The following is a 19,134-nucleotide window of genomic DNA, read 5'->3' as shown; positions in this document are numbered from 1 at the left end:
AGCGGCCTGTCCGCCCCCCTGCTTTTGGGTCGAAACGACCTTGCACCATAGCGCCCCCCGCAAACGACAAAGCGGGCAAAATTGCCCGCTTTGTTAAAAATGATGCGTTTTCGCCCCAGCTTTGAGCACCGCCTTTTTTACGTCCTGCTATGTCCTGTGTCTAATCGCAGTTATTCATATCGGAAAGCTTTGGCGGGAAAAAGTCGTCGGACGGGAATTCAACCTTGCTGAAAATTTCACACGGGTCGCTGTTCACCACTTGTGTATCAGACTCGCTCTTGGGCACACAAAAGTCATAAACCGGAATCATCACCTGAACCTGGCGCATCAGCTGCACAATAGAGAACATACCAAGGGTCACATAGAGGGTGCGCACCGGCTGCACACAGGCAAAACTGCCCTCAAACTTTTCGGCGATTTCGCTTGGGATTGGGGATGGGAAGGCGGGGGCGCCTTGCCCGGGCTCTTCGCAGATGTGGCTCGCCAGAATCATGGGATCAAGCACCTGAACATTGACAATTGGCGTGCAGTTGTCGGTATCCGTCAGCTCCTCGACGGTCGAGAAGGTTCTCACACCCGCCTCGCTGCCGAACAGAATCACCTTTTTGCAGAAGATGCCGCAGCCTTCAACCAGCACCGGGGTGGTGGTGGGCCCATTGCAGACGGTGCAGACAATCTTGAAGAAGAAAGTCATATCCACCGAGAAAAAGCCCTTGTTGAACGCGAGCGGCGCCACCTCAAAATAGACGCCCATTACTTCACAGCAGCGGGTTTTGATCAGTCCTGCCGAATCAATCAGCTCCTGGCCCTCGTCGGTGAAAATCACCTGTAGGTCCCGGATACAATCCTTATCGGACACTGCGTCATAAATCCTTCGTGTATCGATGCAAACAGCCTCACGAAAGACATTTGCCGCGCGTCCGGCAAGGTTGTCGTTGGCGTTTCTTGTTGCCATACAAATCCTCCTGTTCGATATATCAGATTGTACTCACTACATAGTATGAGTTAAACGCTTTTTTGTGACGTTTGGCCGCTGTACAATTGACGTCACAGCCAAAGAATATTGCACGTTTTCAAGGGATTCTCTAACCGCAATACGCCGCCACAAAACGCTTTAGTAAAAGTCATACCAACGCGAGCCATAATGCTCTGCGCTATTAATTATATTATGCCGAAGAATCGCAAATGACAGCATCGAATAGGTCGCGCGGCTGGCACCGGCAGAAAAAAGCCAATTAAAATAAAAGTTCCGGAGCAGCGCCCTAAAAATAGGCAGACTACTCCGGATTATTCTTGTTTTGGGTGCCCTGACAGCAGCCCCGCCAAACCAAATGATGTGGCACTATATTTTACATGCCAACAATCTGAAAGCCGATGCCTCCAGCTGGCTTTGGTGTGATAGCTATTTCCCCTGCCTCCAGCATCCCAAAAAGGTGTAAACACACATCAACTCGTCTTTTTAACTTCCATTTTTTTGAATAGGGATTTTAAGATAAAGCCTCGATCTTCCAAGAAGATTTGAAGAAACGCCAAGCCCGCCATAGCAAGACCCAAGCCGGTGACCATCAGGCCCAACGCGCAAAAGGCGCTGTCGCCCGAATTCCAAAGGTCGCTGGGCATTTTTAAAAGCGTCTTCCAAAGGTCAAAAAGCGTTAGATTATATTTCGCCAACAAAGCCTTCGCCATATGTACAGCAAAAACCAACCCACCAATCATCATGGCGGCGTCTCCTAGAACTTCTCTCACGCTTTTCATTTTCATTTGGCTTCACCTCGTTATTAGCATAACATAGCCTTCCAGATTTTTCAACAATCGCACCGCGGCACGCCCCTCTCCCCTTTATCATAGTTTTTTGTTTGTCTTAATGTTCTAAACAAAAGCGCCCCACCCCACCAAAAACGGCAGGGACGGGCGCTTTATAATAATGTATAGTATACTGTTAAAGCTTTTGCAGCCGGGCAAAGGCAGCCATAATCTTCTTGACTCCCACTTTGTCAAACCGCACTTCAAGCATATGGTCGCCGCCCATTGGCGTAACCGAAATGACGGTGCCGCCACCAAACACGCGGTGCATAACACGGTCGCCCTTCGCCAGATCAAACCCGGCCTTTTCGGCGGGCGCGGGCTTGGGCGCTGCTCCAAATCCGGTGCCAGCGCGTGCCGATTCAGCAGCAGCCTGCGCGGCGGTCTTGCCGAATGCGCCAAACGATACCGGCTCAGGCGTTCTGGCGCTTTGGGCAGTGGGGGCGGGCTTTCTGCCTTCACGAGAAACCAGCCCGGGGGCGATGTCGCACAAAAACCGCGATTCACGGCCATAAAGCGTCTGGCCGAACAGCATGCGCCGCTTTGTGCATAACATCACCAGCTTCTCTTTGGCGCGGGTGATGCCCACATAGGCTAAACGCCGCTCTTCCTCGAGCTGTTCGGGGTCGGCAAACGACCGGGTCGAAGGGAACAACCCCTCCTCCATTCCGGGCAGGAACACCACCGGGAACTCCAAACCCTTTGCGGCATGCATGGTCATCAGCGTCACCGAATCGGTGTCGGCGTCGTAGCTGTCCAGATCGGTGTAAAGCGCCACCTCCTCGAGAAATCCGCCCAGCGACGGCTCCTCGGTCTCAGACTCATAGCGCTTCATAGTCGTTTTAAGTTCCTCAATGTTCTCTAAGCGGGTCTGACCCTGAACGCCCTCAGCCAGCAGCATGGCGCGGTAGCCGGTCTCCTCCAGCAGCTCATCCAAAAGCTCATCGAGCGGCAGCAGCCCAGCAGATTCCATCAGGCCGGACATCATGGCCGCGAACTGCATCAGGGGTTTCGATTTGCGTTGCAAGGGCGCGTATTCTTCAGCGTTTTGCAGCACCTCGAACAGCCCCACGCCCAGCACGTCGGCAATCTCCTGCGCCGAGGTGACCGTCGCGTCGCCGATGCCGCGCTTTGGTTCGTTGATGATGCGCATCAGGCGCAGCGTGTCGGCGGGGTTGTGCAGCACGCTTAAATAGGCGACCATGTCGCGGATCTCCTTGCGGTCGAAGAAGCGGGTGCCACCCACAACCTTATAGGGGATGCCCGCCGAAACAAGCGCCGATTCCACCGTCTGCGACTGGGCGTTCATGCGGTAAAGCACAGCGCAATCGGAATAGCTGCGTCCCCCCTTGTCATGCTCGCGGTTGATGATATCGGCGATGGCAGCGGCTTCATCCCGCTCGTCATAGGCGGTGTAAACCACCAGCTTGTCGCCGTCGCCTGCGGCAGTCCACAGCGTTTTGCCCTTGCGGGCGGTGTTTTTGGCAATAACTTCGTTGGCAGCGGTCAGGATGTTCTGGGTCGAGCGATAGTTTTGCTCTAAGCGGATAACCCTCGCGCCCTCGTACTGCTGCTCAAACGAGAGGATGTTCTCAATCGTCGCGCCACGGAAGCGGTAGATGCTCTGGTCATCATCGCCGACGACGCACAGGTTGTTGCTGCCCCCCGCCAGCTGCGAAACCAGTTTATACTGTGAGCGGTTGGTGTCCTGATATTCGTCCACCATCACATAGCGGTAGCGGCGCTGATATTTTTCCAGCACGTCGGGATGCTCACTAAACAGTCGTACCGTCAACGTAATGATATCGTCAAAATCCAGCGCATTCGCCTCAAACAGGCGCTTTTGATACGCGTCATAAAGCTTCGCCAGCTTTTTCAGGCGGAAGTCGCTGGCGGCCTCGGCCCTTCTCATCGTCTGAGCGGGCGTTTCGAGCATATCCTTAAACTCGCCGATTTTTGAAAGCACACTGCGTGCCGGAAACTGCTTGTCGTCTAGGTTTTGCGCCTTGATGATGTCCTTGACGACCTTCTGTGAATCATCTGAATCGTAAATGGCAAAGCCACTGCGGTAGCCCAGCCGGTCGATGTCGGCGCGCAGCATGCGTACACAGGTGGAATGGAAGGTCGAGGCATGCACCTGACCGCCAATCTCCTCACCCAGCATGGCGGAAAGGCGGCTTTTAAGCTCGGCCGCCGCCTTGTTTGTAAAGGTGATCGCCATAATCTCCCATGGGCGGGGCGGGCTGTCGGCCAAAAAGCGCGAGAGCCTGCTGTCGTCCGAAACCTCGCCGCGTGCGGCCTGTTCCAGCCAGCCCAGCGCCGCCTCATCCACGTAAAACGGCACGTTGCCGCTGTTATACCCCCTGCCGAACAGCAAAAGGTTCGCGATACGGTTGATCAGAACAGTGGTTTTTCCGCTACCCGCACCCGCTAAAATAAGCAGCGGCCCCTCGGTGGTCAACACCGCAGCGCGCTGCATGTCGTTCATCTTAGAAAATCGTTTCTCAATCAGTGCGCGTCTTAGCGCCAGATATCGATCGGCCTGTGCCTTCTCCAGCATTCAATTTCTCCTTCGTGACATGGAATCTAGCTTTATCCGCTCAAAACAGCGGGCAAAGGTTCGGTGGTCATATGGCGACCGCGCGCCACTTGTGTTCCCACCCCGTCGTCCCTTATTTTTTCTATTGTACACCATTTTGGCACGCAAGAAAAGTCATAACGTTGGACGAACGGATAAAGCTTTCTCAAATAAAATTTTGATCAAGCTTTTTATAGCTTGTGGGGTATTGATGGAGCCGCAGCGGGCATACATGTCGCCCACTGTGATAAGTGGAGCCAAGTAGCCGCTCGCACATATATGCGAGCGGTCTAGCCAAACGCCCCATACGTTAGGCGTTTTGCCGTGCGCGCCTGCGGTTGCACGGCTTACCCCACTTTAACCCCTGCCCAACGCAACAAAAAAGGGCGCATCACAGCTTGCACCCCTTCTTATATTCATACATCCGGTGTTCTGCACGCATCAGCACGCTGTCGGGGTCGGGGTCTATCTCCGGCTTATAATAAGCGATGCCCCACGAGACGTCAATGCCCGCTTCTCCCTTTGCATTGACCTCTCGGTCAAAGGACTCGAGCGCTACCCCCAGTGCGCGGCGGTCGGTATTGTCACAAACCACCACAAACTCGTCACCACCAATACGATAAATGGTGCCGAAATCGCCTAAATAGTGCCGCAATGCATCGACGGTATCAATAATCAGGCGGTCGCCCCGCGCGTGTCCGTAAGTATCGTTGACAATTTTCAGATTATTGGAATCGAACATCGCCATCGCCAGACCCTCGAGCGCGTCGGCGCGATCCCCCTTACGATAGGTTTCAAGTTTTTGGTCGAAGGCGCGGCGGTTCTCACACCCGGTCAGCTGATCTCGATAGGCCGCTAGCTCCAGCGTATGCATTCTACTTTTAAGCACCAGCGTATCAATGCCGCTGACCACCAGCCCAACAGTAAAGCAAACGGTAAAAAACAAAATACCGAGGTTAAATACAAAATTACAGTAAAAACCTTCGCCGAAAAAAGTATTGAATAATCCGATTATAGCACAGCCCGCTGCGCCAGCCATACCAAGCGCCACATGGGAGCCAATATCCTGATATCGGTAATAGTCGGCCAACAGCAAACCCAGGCTAAAAAAAGCAGCGAGCAACACCGTAATATCCAACAGCAAAAAATTGCTGCTTGTGGCAGCCGGTAAAAACACGGAACTCAACAAGGTGACCACCGAATTGAGCAAAACCAGCAATATCATAAAATTAAAAATCCGAACATGTCGCTTTTTATTCAGGAAAAATATGAACAACAGCCACATTACGCCCATCATACCAACCAGAACATACAGCAGCATATTGCAAAGCCCCTGGTCGGCAAACAGCGCCATCAGAACGTTGGAATAAGCATTGTTCCAAATGGAATAGCAACCTAAAAACATCCCCAACCACAGCATGGCAGGGTGATGTGCATGGCGCAGCATGACAAAATAGGCCAGCACCATCATCAGCCCCACGACCATAATGGCAAAATCGAGGCAGATGCTCCAAAGGTTATCTAAAGTTGCCGCCATCAGCACCCCGGCCTTGGTGGTCAACAGTGCCGAATCAACCGCCACCGTGCCGCAACCGCGCTGAGGCAGCAGCGTCATGCTCAGGGGCTGGCCAAAATCGTCAGCCGCTATGGGAATATAATGATCGCGTTCAATATCGGCCGCTGCCAAAAGCCCGACCGCTGTATTGGAACAGTCATAAATGGTTCTGTCGCCAATGCGAACCGTCATATAGCCCGGGGTGGTTTTAAAATGTACTAAGTTCACCAGCCCCTGCTGGATGCCTACTTCATCGAGATAGGTCACAAGCGTCACGCCGTCGGCAGCCTCATAACTTTGTGACAACAAGACTGGTTGGGGCGCAGCACCGCCCGTCACAATCTGCCATCCATCCAGCAATTTTTGAGTGCCGGATACATCACTGTAAAAAAGCCGGCTCCCGCTTTGAACCACGCCCATAAGCACAATTACAAAGCTCGCCGCCAGCAAGCACAGTAGGATATAATTGAACTTTTGCAGCGCGGAATGCTTCATGGTGTCCCATCTCCCAATGCAGGATGGTCGTCGCTGATATTACTGCACGATATAAAGTATAGCAAACAGGTTCTCATATTTCAACAGAATTAACACATTATGGTAATCTTTGTGTAAGCTTCATGAACTTGTTACCACTATATGTCATTAAACAGCAGATCAAATTTTATCTTTTGAAAGACCGGTTTTAAAAGGTTGTTAATAACGCCATTTTTCAAGCTTTTAAGTAACCTCTTGCGTGATTGGTCATCAAAATAAAAGGCGGAGGCTTTTCGCCCCCGCTTTTTGCATTATCTCATCATAAAACCGTCATTTTTGTAGATGTACATTCATATGTGGATAGCTCATTTCCACCGCGCCCTTTTCGAACTCCTCGCGGATTTCTTCCATAAGCGCAAAATAAATGGTCCAATAGTCGTCTGTCGGCACCCAGGCACGCAGTATATACTCGATGCAGGAATCCTTATAGTCTGAAATGTTGGCAAACACAGGCGGGTCAGCACAAATCTCTTCATGGCGGGCCGCCGCTGCAAACAGCGCCTTTTTGACGCTTTCGGTTGGGCTATCGTAAGAGGCAGTGACCTTAATTTCCAACCGACGCTGCGCTGCGTTGGTATAATTGATAATTTTGGCGGCGGAAATATCACTATTGGGTACAAACACCGTCTTGTTGTCCGGCATCATAAATTTGGTGTAGCTCAGGCCAATTTCATCCACTGTACCCGAAATTTCGCCCGCCTCGACATAATCGCCAACCACAAACGGCTTGGTCAGCAGAATCATGATGCCACCCGCTACGTTTGAAAGCGCACCCTGTACCGCCAGCGAAATCGCCAAACCGGCGACGCTCAATGCCGCGATCAGTGACGTGATCGGAATCTCCAGCTGATCCGCTACTATGAGCCCTGTAAGCAAATAAAGTAGAATATGCACCGCCGAGTGCAAAAAGGTGTGCAAGGTTTTATCCACCTTTGATTTGGCCAGCGCCCGGGAGAACAGCCGCATTAGCACCTTTATGCCCACCAGACAAAGTAGCAGCACCAAAAACGTCGGCAGCAGCTTGCCTGTGGTGATGGCACCAACTTCTATTTCAGGCAATGCAAAATTCGTAAACATTAAAATCACCTCATAGTTGTAATCTATACTTGGGTCAAAGGCCTCATTTCCGCCGCAGCCACACAGCCCTCGCCATTTTTTTGGGGGTCCAAGGTGGGGGCGGTGAGCGCCCCGCTCTTGGTCGATGAAAAGAGGGGTTTCTCAAGGGGAGAAACATCGAAAGGTTTCCTCCTTTAGCGATCTTTCCCCCGCCTCTTTTTCTGGCGGCAGAAAAGCGGCGCCTACGGAGCAATACAGCCTTCGATAGTCATGGCAACTCTCCCCGATAGCGAGGAGCTCCCCCACCCTACAGAGCAAACAAACCTTCGGCGGTTGCGCCGCAATCCCCAGCGTCAACCAAAGCTTTATTTTACGCTTGCGCTGCAAAATACCCCTTCCTTCGCCCCCAACCCGTCTTTTTCGACCGACTTAGGGCAAAAAAGAAGATTATTTACGATTGGCCTCATCCAACAATGCCGTATAAAGTACCGCAAAGCCATCTGCGACATCTTCGTTTTTCACCGCTTCGGCAGGGTTGTGGCTGATGCCGCCCTTGCAGGGGATGAAGATCATGCCCGTATCAATAACCGAAGCGACGTTCATCGCGTCATGACCCGCGCCGCTGGGCATCACCTTATATTTAATGTTGCACTTGTCGCTGGCCTTGCGAATAACGCTGATCATGCGGTCGCTCATCGGCACCGGTTTATCACTGCTGATAACACGATGTGTGCACTGCACGCCCCGCAGATCGGCAATAGATTTCAAATGCCGCTCAACGCCAAGCACACAGCGGTTGATGCTGTCCATCTGGATGCCTCGAATATCCACCGCCATTTTGACATGGCCGGGCACCACGTTCATCGAACCCTGAACCAGCTCACAAAGCGTCACCGCCGCCACCGACTGGTTGACCGCCTCCGCAATACCGATGCGCTCCACCGCCAGAGTAAACTCGGCCGCTGCGGTAAGCGCATTGCGCCGCAGATGCATGGGGCAAGCACCGGAATGGGCATATTCGCCGATAATCTCCACCGCCAGTCGGGTGGGGGCAGCAATGGCCGAAACAACACCGACCGAAATGTCGCTGCTCTCCAGCAGGGGTCCCTGCTCAATGTGCAGCTCCAGCATCGAGGCGGCGCTTTTCAAGCGCTTTTGCCCTTCTTCGGGGTGTGCCGGGTCGTACCCGCGCGACACGAGCGCGTCATAAAGCGAGATGTCGTCCTTGTCCACCATCTCTTTGAGCTTTTCCGGTTCAAGGCGTCCAGCCAAAAGCTTACTTCCTACGGTGGGGTAGTTAAAACGGGCCGATTCTTCGGTGGGGAACACCACCAGCTCGATGGCGCGTTTGTGCTTTTCGCCGCAGCGCTTTATCTGACGCATGGCCTGAAAGCCCAGCATAACCCCTAAAAGACCGTCATATTTTCCGCCGTTGCGCACCGTGTCGATATGCGAACCGACCAGCACAGCGGGCAGGTCGGGCTGTTCGCCCTCAAGTCTGGCCCAAATGGCCCCTGTGGTGTCAACATCCACCGCAAGGCCCTCTTGTTCCAGCATCTCAATCAGTGTTTTGCGCGCCTGAATGTCCTCGTCACTCATCGAAAGGCGCTCGCTACCGCCCTCGGGTGTTTTGCCAATGTCGGTGATTGCTTCAAAGTCTTTTAAAAATTCGTTAAGTTCCAGCTTCATTTAGTCCCTCCTGATTCTTCCTGTCATCCAAATTATATATCCAGCGCCCTTTCAGGCACGGAAAGACATGTCGTCAGGCGACGGCGGCAGAAGTTAGGTCAAGGCCGCCGCAGAGAACCCATACGGCGCGTGATGCGCCGCCCCCCTCAATGAGCGTGCCAACCGCATCAGTGCAGATAGGTGGCGCTTTTCATAAAACCGTCAGCCAAACTATCCACGACCACAAACGCGGCCGCAGTACCTTTGGCGACACATTCGGTGGGGTTTTCGGCAACATGCACCTCTAGGTGGGTGCTTTCGGTGAGCAGGCGGTCGATGCCGTGCAGCAGCGCACCGCCACCGGTCAGCGTCAACCCGTTGCGGTAGATATCCGCCGCAAGCTCGGGCGGGGTGTTCTCTAAAATGCGGCGCACGGCGCTAATAATAAGCTCCATGCACTCAGACAGCGCCTCACAAAGCTGTCCGCGTGTAATGGTCATCTGCCCGGGCAAGCCGGTGCTCAGGTTGCGGCCCTTAATGACAATTTCGCAGTCCTCTTCAGGGGTAAAAGAGACGCTACCGCAGGCAAGCTTTGCCCGTTCGGCCATGCGCTCACCAATGAGCAGACCAAAGTTTCGGCGGACATATTTGACGATGGTCTCGTCAAACTTACGCCCCGCCATGCGCACCGAGGTTTTGCACACGACACCGTTTAAGCTGAGCACCGCAATATCGCTGGTGCCGCCGCCGATGTCGAGGATGATATTGCCCTCGGGCTTTGCAATGTCGATGCCCGCTCCGATGGCGGCTGCAACCGGTTCTTCAATGAGATAAACCTTGCGCGCACCAGAAGAAAGAGCCGCCGAAACAACAGCGTTAGCCTCCACCTCGGTCACGCCGCTTGGCACACAGATCACCACTCTGGGCTTAATGAGATTATTCGGATAAATTTTGTGGATAAAATGCGAGATCATCGCCTTTGTCATATCAAAGTCGGAGATAACGCCATCGACAAGCGGCATGGCAGCGCGAATTCTATCCGGGGTACGCCCCAGCATACGGTAAGCCTCATCGCCCGCTGCAATAATGTCACCGCTGCGGCTATCCACCGCCACCACTGATGGCTCTTTTAACAGCAACCCCTTTTGCATATCATAAATAATAACAGTTGCGGTACCGAGGTCGATTCCGATATCGTTAGAAGTCATAAGTATATTTCCACCTTTCAAAAAAACAGACGCCTGAACGGCGGTATTTTCATCACACCTAATCATACCACATCATGATAGATTTTGCGCACGTTTTTTGGTAGTTAGGCACCTTGAGGAAAACTTTTCCTGAAAGATCTGCCGTCGTTTTTTGGCTGTTTTAACCGGTGCCGAATACCTTGCGCAAAATTTGGCGCAGCTGATCGCGGTCAAACGGCTTAGAAAGGTGAAAATCCATACCACTTTCCAGTGATTTATGAATATCCTCGTTAAAAGCGTTAGCAGTCATCGCCACAATCTGCACCGTTTTGGCGTCCTCGCGCGGCAGCGCCCGCAGCAACTGCGCAGCGGTCAGGCCGTCCATAACCGGCATCATGATATCCATAAAGATGATGTCATAATGCCCCTGTGGCGAATTTTCAAACAGCGAAAGCGCCTGAGCGCCATCTTCGGCGCTGGTCACGGATAGCCCGGCCGCCTGGAGCTGCTTTTCCGCGACCAGACGGTTGATCCGGTGGTCGTCGGCTACCAACGCGTGCCGCCCGGCCAGCGTGCCGTCCGCAACTTGACCACTATCCGGTTCTTTACCGTGTCGTCTGCCGCGCACCGTCACCGTAAAGCCAATTCGGGTGCCCGCCCCGGGCACACTGTACGCCGTAATTTCGCCCTTCATCAGCTCGACCAAGCGCTTGGTAATCGCCAGCCCCAGCCCGGTACCTTTTTTAGCAAAAGAGCGATCAGCCTGAATGAACGGCTCAAACGCGTCGGCCAAAAAGCCGGAAGACATACCGATGCCGTTATCCTCAACCGTTACCGATAGCGAGACCAGATCATCGACCTGAAGCAGCGCCTCGACTGAGTAGATTACCTTCCCGCCAGCGGGCGTATATTTCACCGCATTTGCCAGCAGGTTAATGCAAATCTGATTCAATCGGTTTCCGTCGGTATAGATGCTCTCACAGCCGTTCCAATTAAAATGCGAAGTGAAGGACAGCCCCTTTTCCTCGGCCTGGGGCGCAATGATGGCGTCAATATAAGTGACAAACTCATTGGTGCTCATCCACGCCTCGTTCAGCTCCATCATGCCACTGTCAATTTTGGACATATCGAGAATATCGTTGATGAGCCCCGTCAAGTGCTTCGCCGATATGATCGCCTTATCCAGATAGAGCGACAGGTATTCGTCGGGGTTTTCTTTGATGATATCAAGCATCCCACGGATGCCGTTTAAGGGCGTGCGAATCTCATGCGACATATGCGCCAAAAAATCGCCCCGAGCGCGGCTGGCCCGTTCAGCCGATTCCAGCGCGCGCCGTAGCATCGCGTTCTTTTTCTGCTCCTCATTATAAATGTCGGTGACATCGCTGCGCGTAATCAGCACCAGCTTCTCCTCGCGGTTGAGATAGGTGAAATTCACCTTTTTGTGCGCGGTGCGGCCGCCGGGTAACGGGGCCTCCAAAAACATTGAGTCACTGGTCACCTCTTCTAAGCGTTTGGCAATAGCAGCAGATGAGAAGGTACTGAGCTGTTCGGGGGAAATGTTCAGCTCGCCCGCTGCCAGCCGCCGAAGTCGCTCACTAAAGTTTTCGGTCTCGATGACCGGCTTTGCGTGGGTCTCGCTACAGATGCGCACCGCATAGATAAAATCGGTGTTGATATCCAGACAGGAGACATATTCATAATCTAAAAGTACCGTGCTGCTAGAAAGCATCTCAAGCAGCTTTCGCCGGGTGATATCGCGTGTGTAAACAAAGCCCAGCACCTCCTCCGAGGTGGGGCTGTGTATCAGGTTGACCGAACAGGAGATCCAGTGCAAATCTTTTTCGCCTCTGCTCAAATCGCGGCGATATTCCACATGATAGCTGGTCTGTCCCGCGGCAAAGCGCTCGAGCATGGTGGCGGTGTTCAGCTCGGTGAGCATACGCTCGCGTTCCTGCGGGTTGGTGATCGTCTCAGCCACGCGGGCGGCCATCTTGTTAAACGAGCGGATTCTGGTCAGCCAGCTCAGCCGGTTGTCATAACTGATAGCGTCTTCAATCGTGTCGGTGGTGCAGTTGATGCAAAACGAAATCAGCGTGTCCGGCCCAGAAATCTGCCGGAATGCCACTTCATCGCGGTAACGCTTTTCGGCCGCCTTTTGCGCTGAAATATCGTTAGAAACCCCAATGGCGCGCAACGGTCTTTCCTCTTCATCAAAAAAGGTGGTATATTCTATCCGGTTCCAGACATAGCCGTCCGCCTGGCGCATCCTGATCTCAGCCGAGACATAGGGCTCACCGTTTTGCACCCTCTGATGCATCGCGAGATAGGTCTCAATATCATCGGGGTGAACTAGGCCAGATTCCACTATGCTTTCCGGCACATTATCGAAAATGCTGTCGGGGATATGGGTATCCTGTGTCACGCGGCGGTTGACAATGTCATATTCCCACACTCGAGTTGAAGAGCGGCCCAGCGCAAACGTCAGCTTTTCCCGCTGCAGCATCGCCTGTCGCTCGGTATACAACAGCTGTTTACGGTTCTTTTCTAGCAAGACGGTGTTATAATGCCCAATCAGCATTAGCAATGCCGCCACCAATGCCAAAGAAAGCAACAGCACAAGCAGCAACAGCCACATGCTGTGTGTGCTTTCGACAATTTGTTCCGCAACCCCGGCACCCGTCATGACGTTAAAAAGCACCCAGTTGTTCATCGCCGAGGGCTGATAGGTCACATAACAGCTGCCGTTATCTGTGGCCAGCTCAAAGATACCGCTTTTACCCTGCCGGATATTCGCCTCTATCTGCAAGACAGAGCCACCACTAACGATTTCAGCCTGCGCCAGCGCTTCAAATAGGTCGGCCGGCTGCATGTCGCCAAATAAAATATTGCGCTTGCTGTCCAGCAGCAGCTTTCCGTCGGTGCTACACAAAAAACCGTAACTGCCGCCGCCGTAATCCCTTGGGGTCAGCATACGCCGGATTACCATCTCTTCGCAAAAACCGAACACAACCCCCTGCACGTCACCGTTCTTTAAAATGGGTACCGCCAGACAAAAATGGCTTTGGGCATCAAAATTGTCGCTCTCAACAAGTGTGATGCTGCGGCCACCCCGCAAGCTCTGGGTAAAAAAGCTTTCGCCGCTCACATTGGCCGTGCTGCCCATATCGGTCAACGCCGCGCCATCAGGCATGGCGACGCCCACAAGATAAAAGTCGGAGGTATCGCGCACGACCTTCAACTGCGCCAACATAGCGTCGCGCATATTCTCAGCAGTATCCGGCTGCCCAGCATAAAGTCCGGCGTACATCTCCAGAACCTCGTACTGAGACTCAATCATCAGGTCGGTGGACTGCATCTCGCGCGCTGCGTTCATCTGAAGGGTATAGATCGCCCGCTCGGTTAAATCCCCCTTGATATGCCGGTTATAAAACAAGACGCTGAGCACCGCTGCCATCACAACAACAATAGCCAGCGCAGCCGCTGCCATCTGTCTGCGCAGTCCTATCTTCCCCGCCATCTTCATGCTGCTGCCCTCCCTGCTGTATTCGACGTGCGCTTTGTTTTTATTTTACCGGCAAAGCCGTTTTGGTCATGCGGTCGCCCCGGTTTACCACCTTTTCGCTAAAAATAAAACTTCGCAGCTTATTTCTTTGATAGCTACAAGATACAATTCGCCGTGGTTCCAGTCGCCGAGCTGATTAGACCTACTCGAAAGGACATAAACGGTGGCGTTATAATGCCAGTTATAGGATTGGTCAAAAAAATCCACCGTTCCCCCAAAAACGCCGTGCTCCCCAGCTTGCAGATTCCCTTCTTTCCCGATCCATTCGGCCTTTTCTGAAAATTCTTCGGTATACCGATCAATCGCCTCCGAACTGGTTTTAAACTTCAGCGCGAGATTCTCTCCCCCCTGTAAAAAGGCGGGGTTATAACTAAAATAAACGTCCTGTGCATCGGTTGGAATCTTGTCCGGAAAACTGTTACTCAGCGCACTCTCTGGAAAGCTGGAGAGTCGTAAAGCACGTTCATATTTTTTTACATCGGTTGTTGTAGTTGTCGCCGCGTCAAAAACTGAAATAATAAATGCAATAAGCATCACGCAGCTCAATGCACCGACTAAAACGCTGGTTAAAACCAGAGAAGGTAATTCTTTAACCCACCTATTTGTTGTCAGATAGGTCACAATGGCAAAGCAAACCGTAGGAAGCGCAAAGATCAGACTCTTAAAATAGCGCGGTTCCATCGCTGTCAATATCTCGAAACCATAAACAGCGATAAACAGCACCAGCGAGATGACGGTCATAATTGCTGGGAACAGCGCTTTTGTAAACGTCCGAGTAATTCTGCTTGTCTTCATCGTGATACTCCTTTTCAAGTTCACCTGGAACACAAATGCTGTCTATTTTACCGCTTTTAGAATTGATGTTGGTCAAGCTTTTATAAAAGCTTGTGGGAGGCTTGGTGGCACAGCGGGTAAAATTACCGCCATCCAACCGGCAGGGCTTTGTTTCGCACGTTGGCGCTGCGAAATTAAACTCACCCCTAACCCCCGCACGTGGAGCAACCAAACCTTCGGCGGTTCTACCGACTCTCCCTGCGATAGCACAAGCCCCCCGCCCTGCGGAGGATTAAACTTTGGGTGGTACGCGTTAACCTCACTTCTGCCAAAATAAGTATGCCGCGCAATATTATACTAATAGTAATTTAATTCTTCACATTCCCAGCTGATACCGGATCCTAGGCGCCAAATTGGTATACCGCAGCGTCTTGCGGTTGTTTTCAACCATCGTCGCCACTGTGTCGGCATGTCCGACTAAAATCAACAGCTTTTTGGCACGGGTCACCGCTGTGTAGAGCAAGTTGCGGTAATGCAGCTTTTTGTGCCGCCCTAGCAGCGGGATGATCACCACGTCAAACTCGTTGCCCTGGCTCTTATGTACCGTGATGGCGTAGGCCAAATCCAACTCATTGAGCATATCGAAGGCATATTCCGCCCGACGGTCTTCAAACGCGATAATGACCGAACGAGTGGGCCTGTCAATCATCTCAACGGTGCCGATGTCTCCGTTAAAAACGCCCAAACCCTGCTCGCCATCGGGGCGCTGCCACTCGATATCATAGTTGTTGCGGGTCTGCATGACCTTGTCGCCCTCGCGCAGCAAAAAATTCCCCGCCTTGTGTTCGCACTTGCTTTTATCGGGAGGATTAAGCGCCTCCTGCAACATTCGGTTGAGTTCGACGGTGCCCGCCGCGCCCTGCTTGGTGGGGGCGATAACCTGAATATCGCGCACCGGCGAATAGTCATAGGCTTTTGGTAGCCTGCGGGCGCAGAGATCGGCGACAGTGTAGGCCGCCTGCTCCTGCGAGGTGCTAGGCAAAAAGAAAAAGTCGGCGTCGTTGCGGTTTAGCGTGGGCATCCGCCCCGAGACAATGTCGTGCGCCGATGTAATAATCAAGCTATTGGCCGCCTGACGGAACACCTCGCTGAGATGCACACAGGCTACCGCCTCGCTGTCGATAAGGTCGCGCAAAACGTTGCCCGCACCAACCGACGGCAGCTGGTCAGGGTCGCCCACCAGAATCAGGCGCGCTGTGGTACGCACCGCCTTGAGCAGTGACGAAAACAGCGTTGCGTCCACCATCGACATCTCGTCCACCACCACCGCATCAAACGGCAGAGGATTTTGCTCATTGCGCTTAAACTGCAAATCGCCGCGCTCACGGCTGCCAAAATCCACCTCTAACAGGCGGTGAATGGTCTTAGCCTCGCGCCCGGTCACCTCTGAAAGACGCTTGGCCGCCCGCCCGGTCGGCGCAGCGAGTGCCACCTTCATGGCGCGGCGCTCAAACAGTGTGATAATGCCGTTTAGCGTCGTGGTCTTTCCAGTGCCGGGGCCGCCGGTCAATATCATAATCGGGTGCTCCGCCGCCCAAAAGATCGCCTGTCGCTGCTGCTCGGCATAGCAAATGCCAAGCTCCCGCTCCAGCGCCGTCAGCTCGTCAGACGTTACGGCGGCATCCTGCGACAAAAAGCGCATCATGATCCCCAACCGTTCCGCCACATACGCCTCGGCAAAAAACTGGTCGGGCAGGTAGATAAAGCGCACCCCGAAAATTTCCTCGCTCATCACCTCGCCGCGTTCACAAAGATCATCTACGCCGATCTCAACCGGCTCAGAGCCGATATTGAGCAGACGGCAGCAAGCCGCCACTAGCTTTTGGATGGGCAGGCAGGCATGTCCGTTATTAAGATTGTGGGCCAGCACATGCAAAAGCCCCCCGCGCACGCGGCAACCGTCAGTCTCGCCCACGCCAAGCGTCGCAGCAATGGCATCCGCCCTTTCAAACGGTACGCCGACATCCCTGTCGCACAGGCAGAACGGGTCAGCGTTGATGCGCTCTCTGGCCATTGCACCCCACTTTTTCCACATTGTAACCGCCGCCGTAGGCTCAATGCTGTGTGCCGATAAAAATGCCATCACGGCGCGCATACCCAAAAGCCGGGTATATTCCTGGCCAATGCTTTCAGCCTTCTGTGGCGAAATGCCCCGCACCTGCGCGAGTCGAGCTGGGTCCTTTTCCATGATATCCAGCGTTTTGTCGCCGAACTTTGCCACAATGCGTGAGGCTGTCACCGGGCCGATTCCCTTGACTGCCCCGCCTGAAAGATAGCGCAAAACCGCCGCAGCAGTGGCGGGCATCACGTGTTCAAAGGCCTCTGCCTTCAGCTGTCGGCCATAGTTCGGGTGCATGACAAACCGTCCAGTGACAATGACCTCTTCTCCCCGGCTAACCCCGACCGCCCGACCGGTAACCGTGAGCAGCTCGTCCCCAACGGTCAGCTCCAGCACGGTGAAGCCGCTCTCCTCCGAGTGGTAAACCACGTCGTTTACAACACCCTGAACCCTATTGTAGCTCTCCACAAGCAGCCTCCTCAAAACCCTTTTCTGGGCGGCAGCGATATCCAACAGGAAAGCGCCTGACACCCTATAAAAAAACCCCGCGGGAGCCGCAGTGGGCCCCCATCAGGTTGATATTATTCCTTTTTAGTATAATACAAGCGCCACCGCTTTGTAAATGGCATCGTTCCCGATAATCCGGCGCAACCCCTCGGGTGTACAGACCATCACACCGGGTCTATCTCGGCAAAACAGCTCGGCCTTGAGCAGCGTGTTCCCGGTTGCGCCACAGTCGACGATGACCAGCCGCTCTCCCCTGCGGCAGGGATGCGACTGCATACAGAAATATTGCCAGCGCAGCTGCCGTTCCAAACTTGGGCACTCCCCTGTCACCGGCAGCAGCGTCACTGTGCCGCAGTGACGCGCTGGACGCAGCATCCAGACCAGCCCTTGCTCACAGAGCATTCCTGCAACCAGTGTTCCGCACACCCCTAAAATGATTAAAAGCACATCGCGCATTTGCCTCACCTCTCGATTCATGCTATGCGCCGGATGACTTAACGGTGACGGCAAAATGATAGAATCTAAAAAGCTGTGCTGGAAAATCGCAAGACCACTTTTAAAGCAAAACCACCACTAAAGCAGTAGTATGTGCCTTGCCTCAGAAGGGTACAATAAAAAGCCGCAGGAAACAAAGTGCTCCTGCGGCTCTCCATATTCATCTATACCCACCAAAGCAAAAACGCGTTTGTACTAGCGAAACGCCTGATTTGCCTCCTGCTTATACCGCTGCACCCGTCGACGGGTTAATCAGCGGTACCGATACATAGGGGGTGTCGTCTTCGTCGTCACCACGATAAATGTAGGTGTCATCTTCGTCATCTTCGTCATCTTCGTCATCTTCGTCGTCATCGGAAGAGGTCCCGCTCGTGGGCAACCGCTCGTCCGAGACAACATACTTGCCCAGTACATTGGTATCGATCACAAAAGCGTCTTCATCCTCGTCATAGGTGTTACTCATATTGGTCAGCTTGTTTCTGTCGCCGATTTTATAAAGATAATTGCCATTATCGGCTTCAATAATCAACTGCCCGTCTCTAATGTTAGAGAACTCAGCGTTATTGCCGATATAAAAAGTCATATCAGCACTTCTCTCAAGCCGAGTGATAGCTGAAATCTTGGCGTGGCTCATCGCTGCAAGCACGTCTAGCGAGCCCCTAGTTCTGCCAGAAAAGCGTCCGTTTCCGTTGGGGAATTCAAGCTCGAACTCGGTGTTGCTTTTAAAGGAGTAAAGCTGTGCCTGTTTAGCCAGCTCGTCCTCATCTTCCGCCTCGTCAAATCGGATGCGATCCAGTGTATCTTCAAGATCTATCGTAAAGGTGCTGCCGCTCTTGCGGGTGACCTTAATGGTACCATAGACCGAAAACCCGTCCTCGGGATAATCTTCTACGTCAATATCCTTGATCTCCAACACAGCAAAATACCATTCGCTACCGTCTTCTACATCCAGCTTTTCAATGTCCAGACTACCGGTTTTAATCAGCTTATAGTCCTTATCGTCAATAAAGCCCTTGGTTTTAACCGATGTGATTTTTGCTGTGGTCGGAACCATACTGTTGGAGATTTTATAGTCATTATCTTTATTTGTTGCCTCGGCCAGTGCAATGTAAACGGTGCCGCCGGGTGTCGACTGATCCACCCGCTCATCGTAGTATCCGTTATCCTCAATATAGGCAGCGCCACGTGAGGCGGCAAATGTACAGATGTTCAGCGCCGCCAGCGTTGCAAATATCAGCAGTACGGCAAACAGCTTCTTCATGTCATAAATCCTCCCGATGCAAGATTGTCAAT

At 53.0% G+C, this 19,134-nt stretch carries 12 protein-coding genes; all 12 read right to left on the bottom strand.

Translation table 11 applies throughout. The features are described from left to right. Window positions 1–160: 160 nt before the first annotated feature. The 12 genes from RBH76_11940 to RBH76_11885 all read right to left on the bottom strand — a co-directional run bounded on the left by RBH76_11940 (window position 161) and on the right by RBH76_11885 (window position 19,102). Window positions 161–955 carry a hypothetical protein gene (locus tag RBH76_11940; protein WMJ83432.1) on the bottom strand — a complete coding sequence of 265 codons (795 nt, stop codon included), beginning with the start codon at window positions 953–955 and terminating at the stop codon, window positions 161–163. A 491-nt stretch (window positions 956–1,446) separates the two neighbouring features. After that, window positions 1,447–1,761 carry a hypothetical protein gene (locus RBH76_11935; GenBank protein ID WMJ83431.1) on the bottom strand — a complete coding sequence of 105 codons (315 nt, stop codon included), beginning with the start codon at window positions 1,759–1,761 and terminating at the stop codon, window positions 1,447–1,449. Between the two features lie 178 nt (window positions 1,762–1,939). Next, on the bottom strand, window positions 1,940–4,363 hold the full coding sequence (locus RBH76_11930) for a 3'-5' exonuclease (protein ID WMJ83430.1): 2,424 nt from the start codon (window positions 4,361–4,363) through the stop codon (window positions 1,940–1,942). 409 nt (window positions 4,364–4,772) lie between these two features. Then, the gene (locus RBH76_11925; protein WMJ83429.1) at window positions 4,773–6,431 is read right to left on the bottom strand and encodes a diguanylate cyclase; all 1,659 of its coding nucleotides are present in this window, start codon (window positions 6,429–6,431) and stop codon (window positions 4,773–4,775) included. Between the two features lie 309 nt (window positions 6,432–6,740). After that, window positions 6,741–7,547: a mechanosensitive ion channel family protein gene (locus tag RBH76_11920; GenBank protein ID WMJ83428.1), complete on the bottom strand. Its 807-nt coding sequence runs from the start codon at window positions 7,545–7,547 to the stop codon at window positions 6,741–6,743. Between the two features lie 426 nt (window positions 7,548–7,973). Continuing rightward, on the bottom strand, window positions 7,974–9,215 hold the full coding sequence (locus tag RBH76_11915; GenBank protein WMJ83427.1) for a Zn-dependent hydrolase: 1,242 nt from the start codon (window positions 9,213–9,215) through the stop codon (window positions 7,974–7,976). A 167-nt stretch (window positions 9,216–9,382) separates the two neighbouring features. Further along, window positions 9,383–10,402, bottom strand: coding sequence for a rod shape-determining protein (locus tag RBH76_11910; protein WMJ83426.1), 1,020 nt, complete (start codon window positions 10,400–10,402; stop codon window positions 9,383–9,385). 160 nt (window positions 10,403–10,562) lie between these two features. Continuing rightward, window positions 10,563–13,907, bottom strand: a complete 3,345-nt coding sequence (locus tag RBH76_11905) for a response regulator (protein WMJ83425.1) — start codon at window positions 13,905–13,907, stop codon at window positions 10,563–10,565. A gap of 84 nt (window positions 13,908–13,991) precedes the next feature. After that, window positions 13,992–14,741 carry a hypothetical protein gene (locus tag RBH76_11900; protein WMJ83424.1) on the bottom strand — a complete coding sequence of 250 codons (750 nt, stop codon included), beginning with the start codon at window positions 14,739–14,741 and terminating at the stop codon, window positions 13,992–13,994. 355 nt (window positions 14,742–15,096) lie between these two features. Then, the gene (locus tag RBH76_11895) at window positions 15,097–17,307 is read right to left on the bottom strand and encodes an ATP-dependent RecD-like DNA helicase (GenBank protein WMJ83423.1); all 2,211 of its coding nucleotides are present in this window, start codon (window positions 17,305–17,307) and stop codon (window positions 15,097–15,099) included. Between the two features lie 123 nt (window positions 17,308–17,430). Further along, window positions 17,431–17,802 carry a hypothetical protein gene (locus RBH76_11890; GenBank protein ID WMJ83422.1) on the bottom strand — a complete coding sequence of 124 codons (372 nt, stop codon included), beginning with the start codon at window positions 17,800–17,802 and terminating at the stop codon, window positions 17,431–17,433. A gap of 262 nt (window positions 17,803–18,064) precedes the next feature. Further along, entirely contained in the window at window positions 18,065–19,102 is a 1,038-nt protein-coding gene (locus RBH76_11885) for a hypothetical protein (GenBank protein WMJ83421.1), read from the bottom strand. Between the last annotated feature and the right edge of the window lie 32 nt (window positions 19,103–19,134).

The organism is Oscillospiraceae bacterium MB24-C1 (assembly GCA_030913685.1).
Lineage (GTDB): Bacteria > Bacillota > Clostridia > Oscillospirales > Ruminococcaceae > Yanshouia.
Note: the sequence above shows the minus strand (reverse complement) of the source record. Positions and strands in the feature narration are given on the sequence as shown.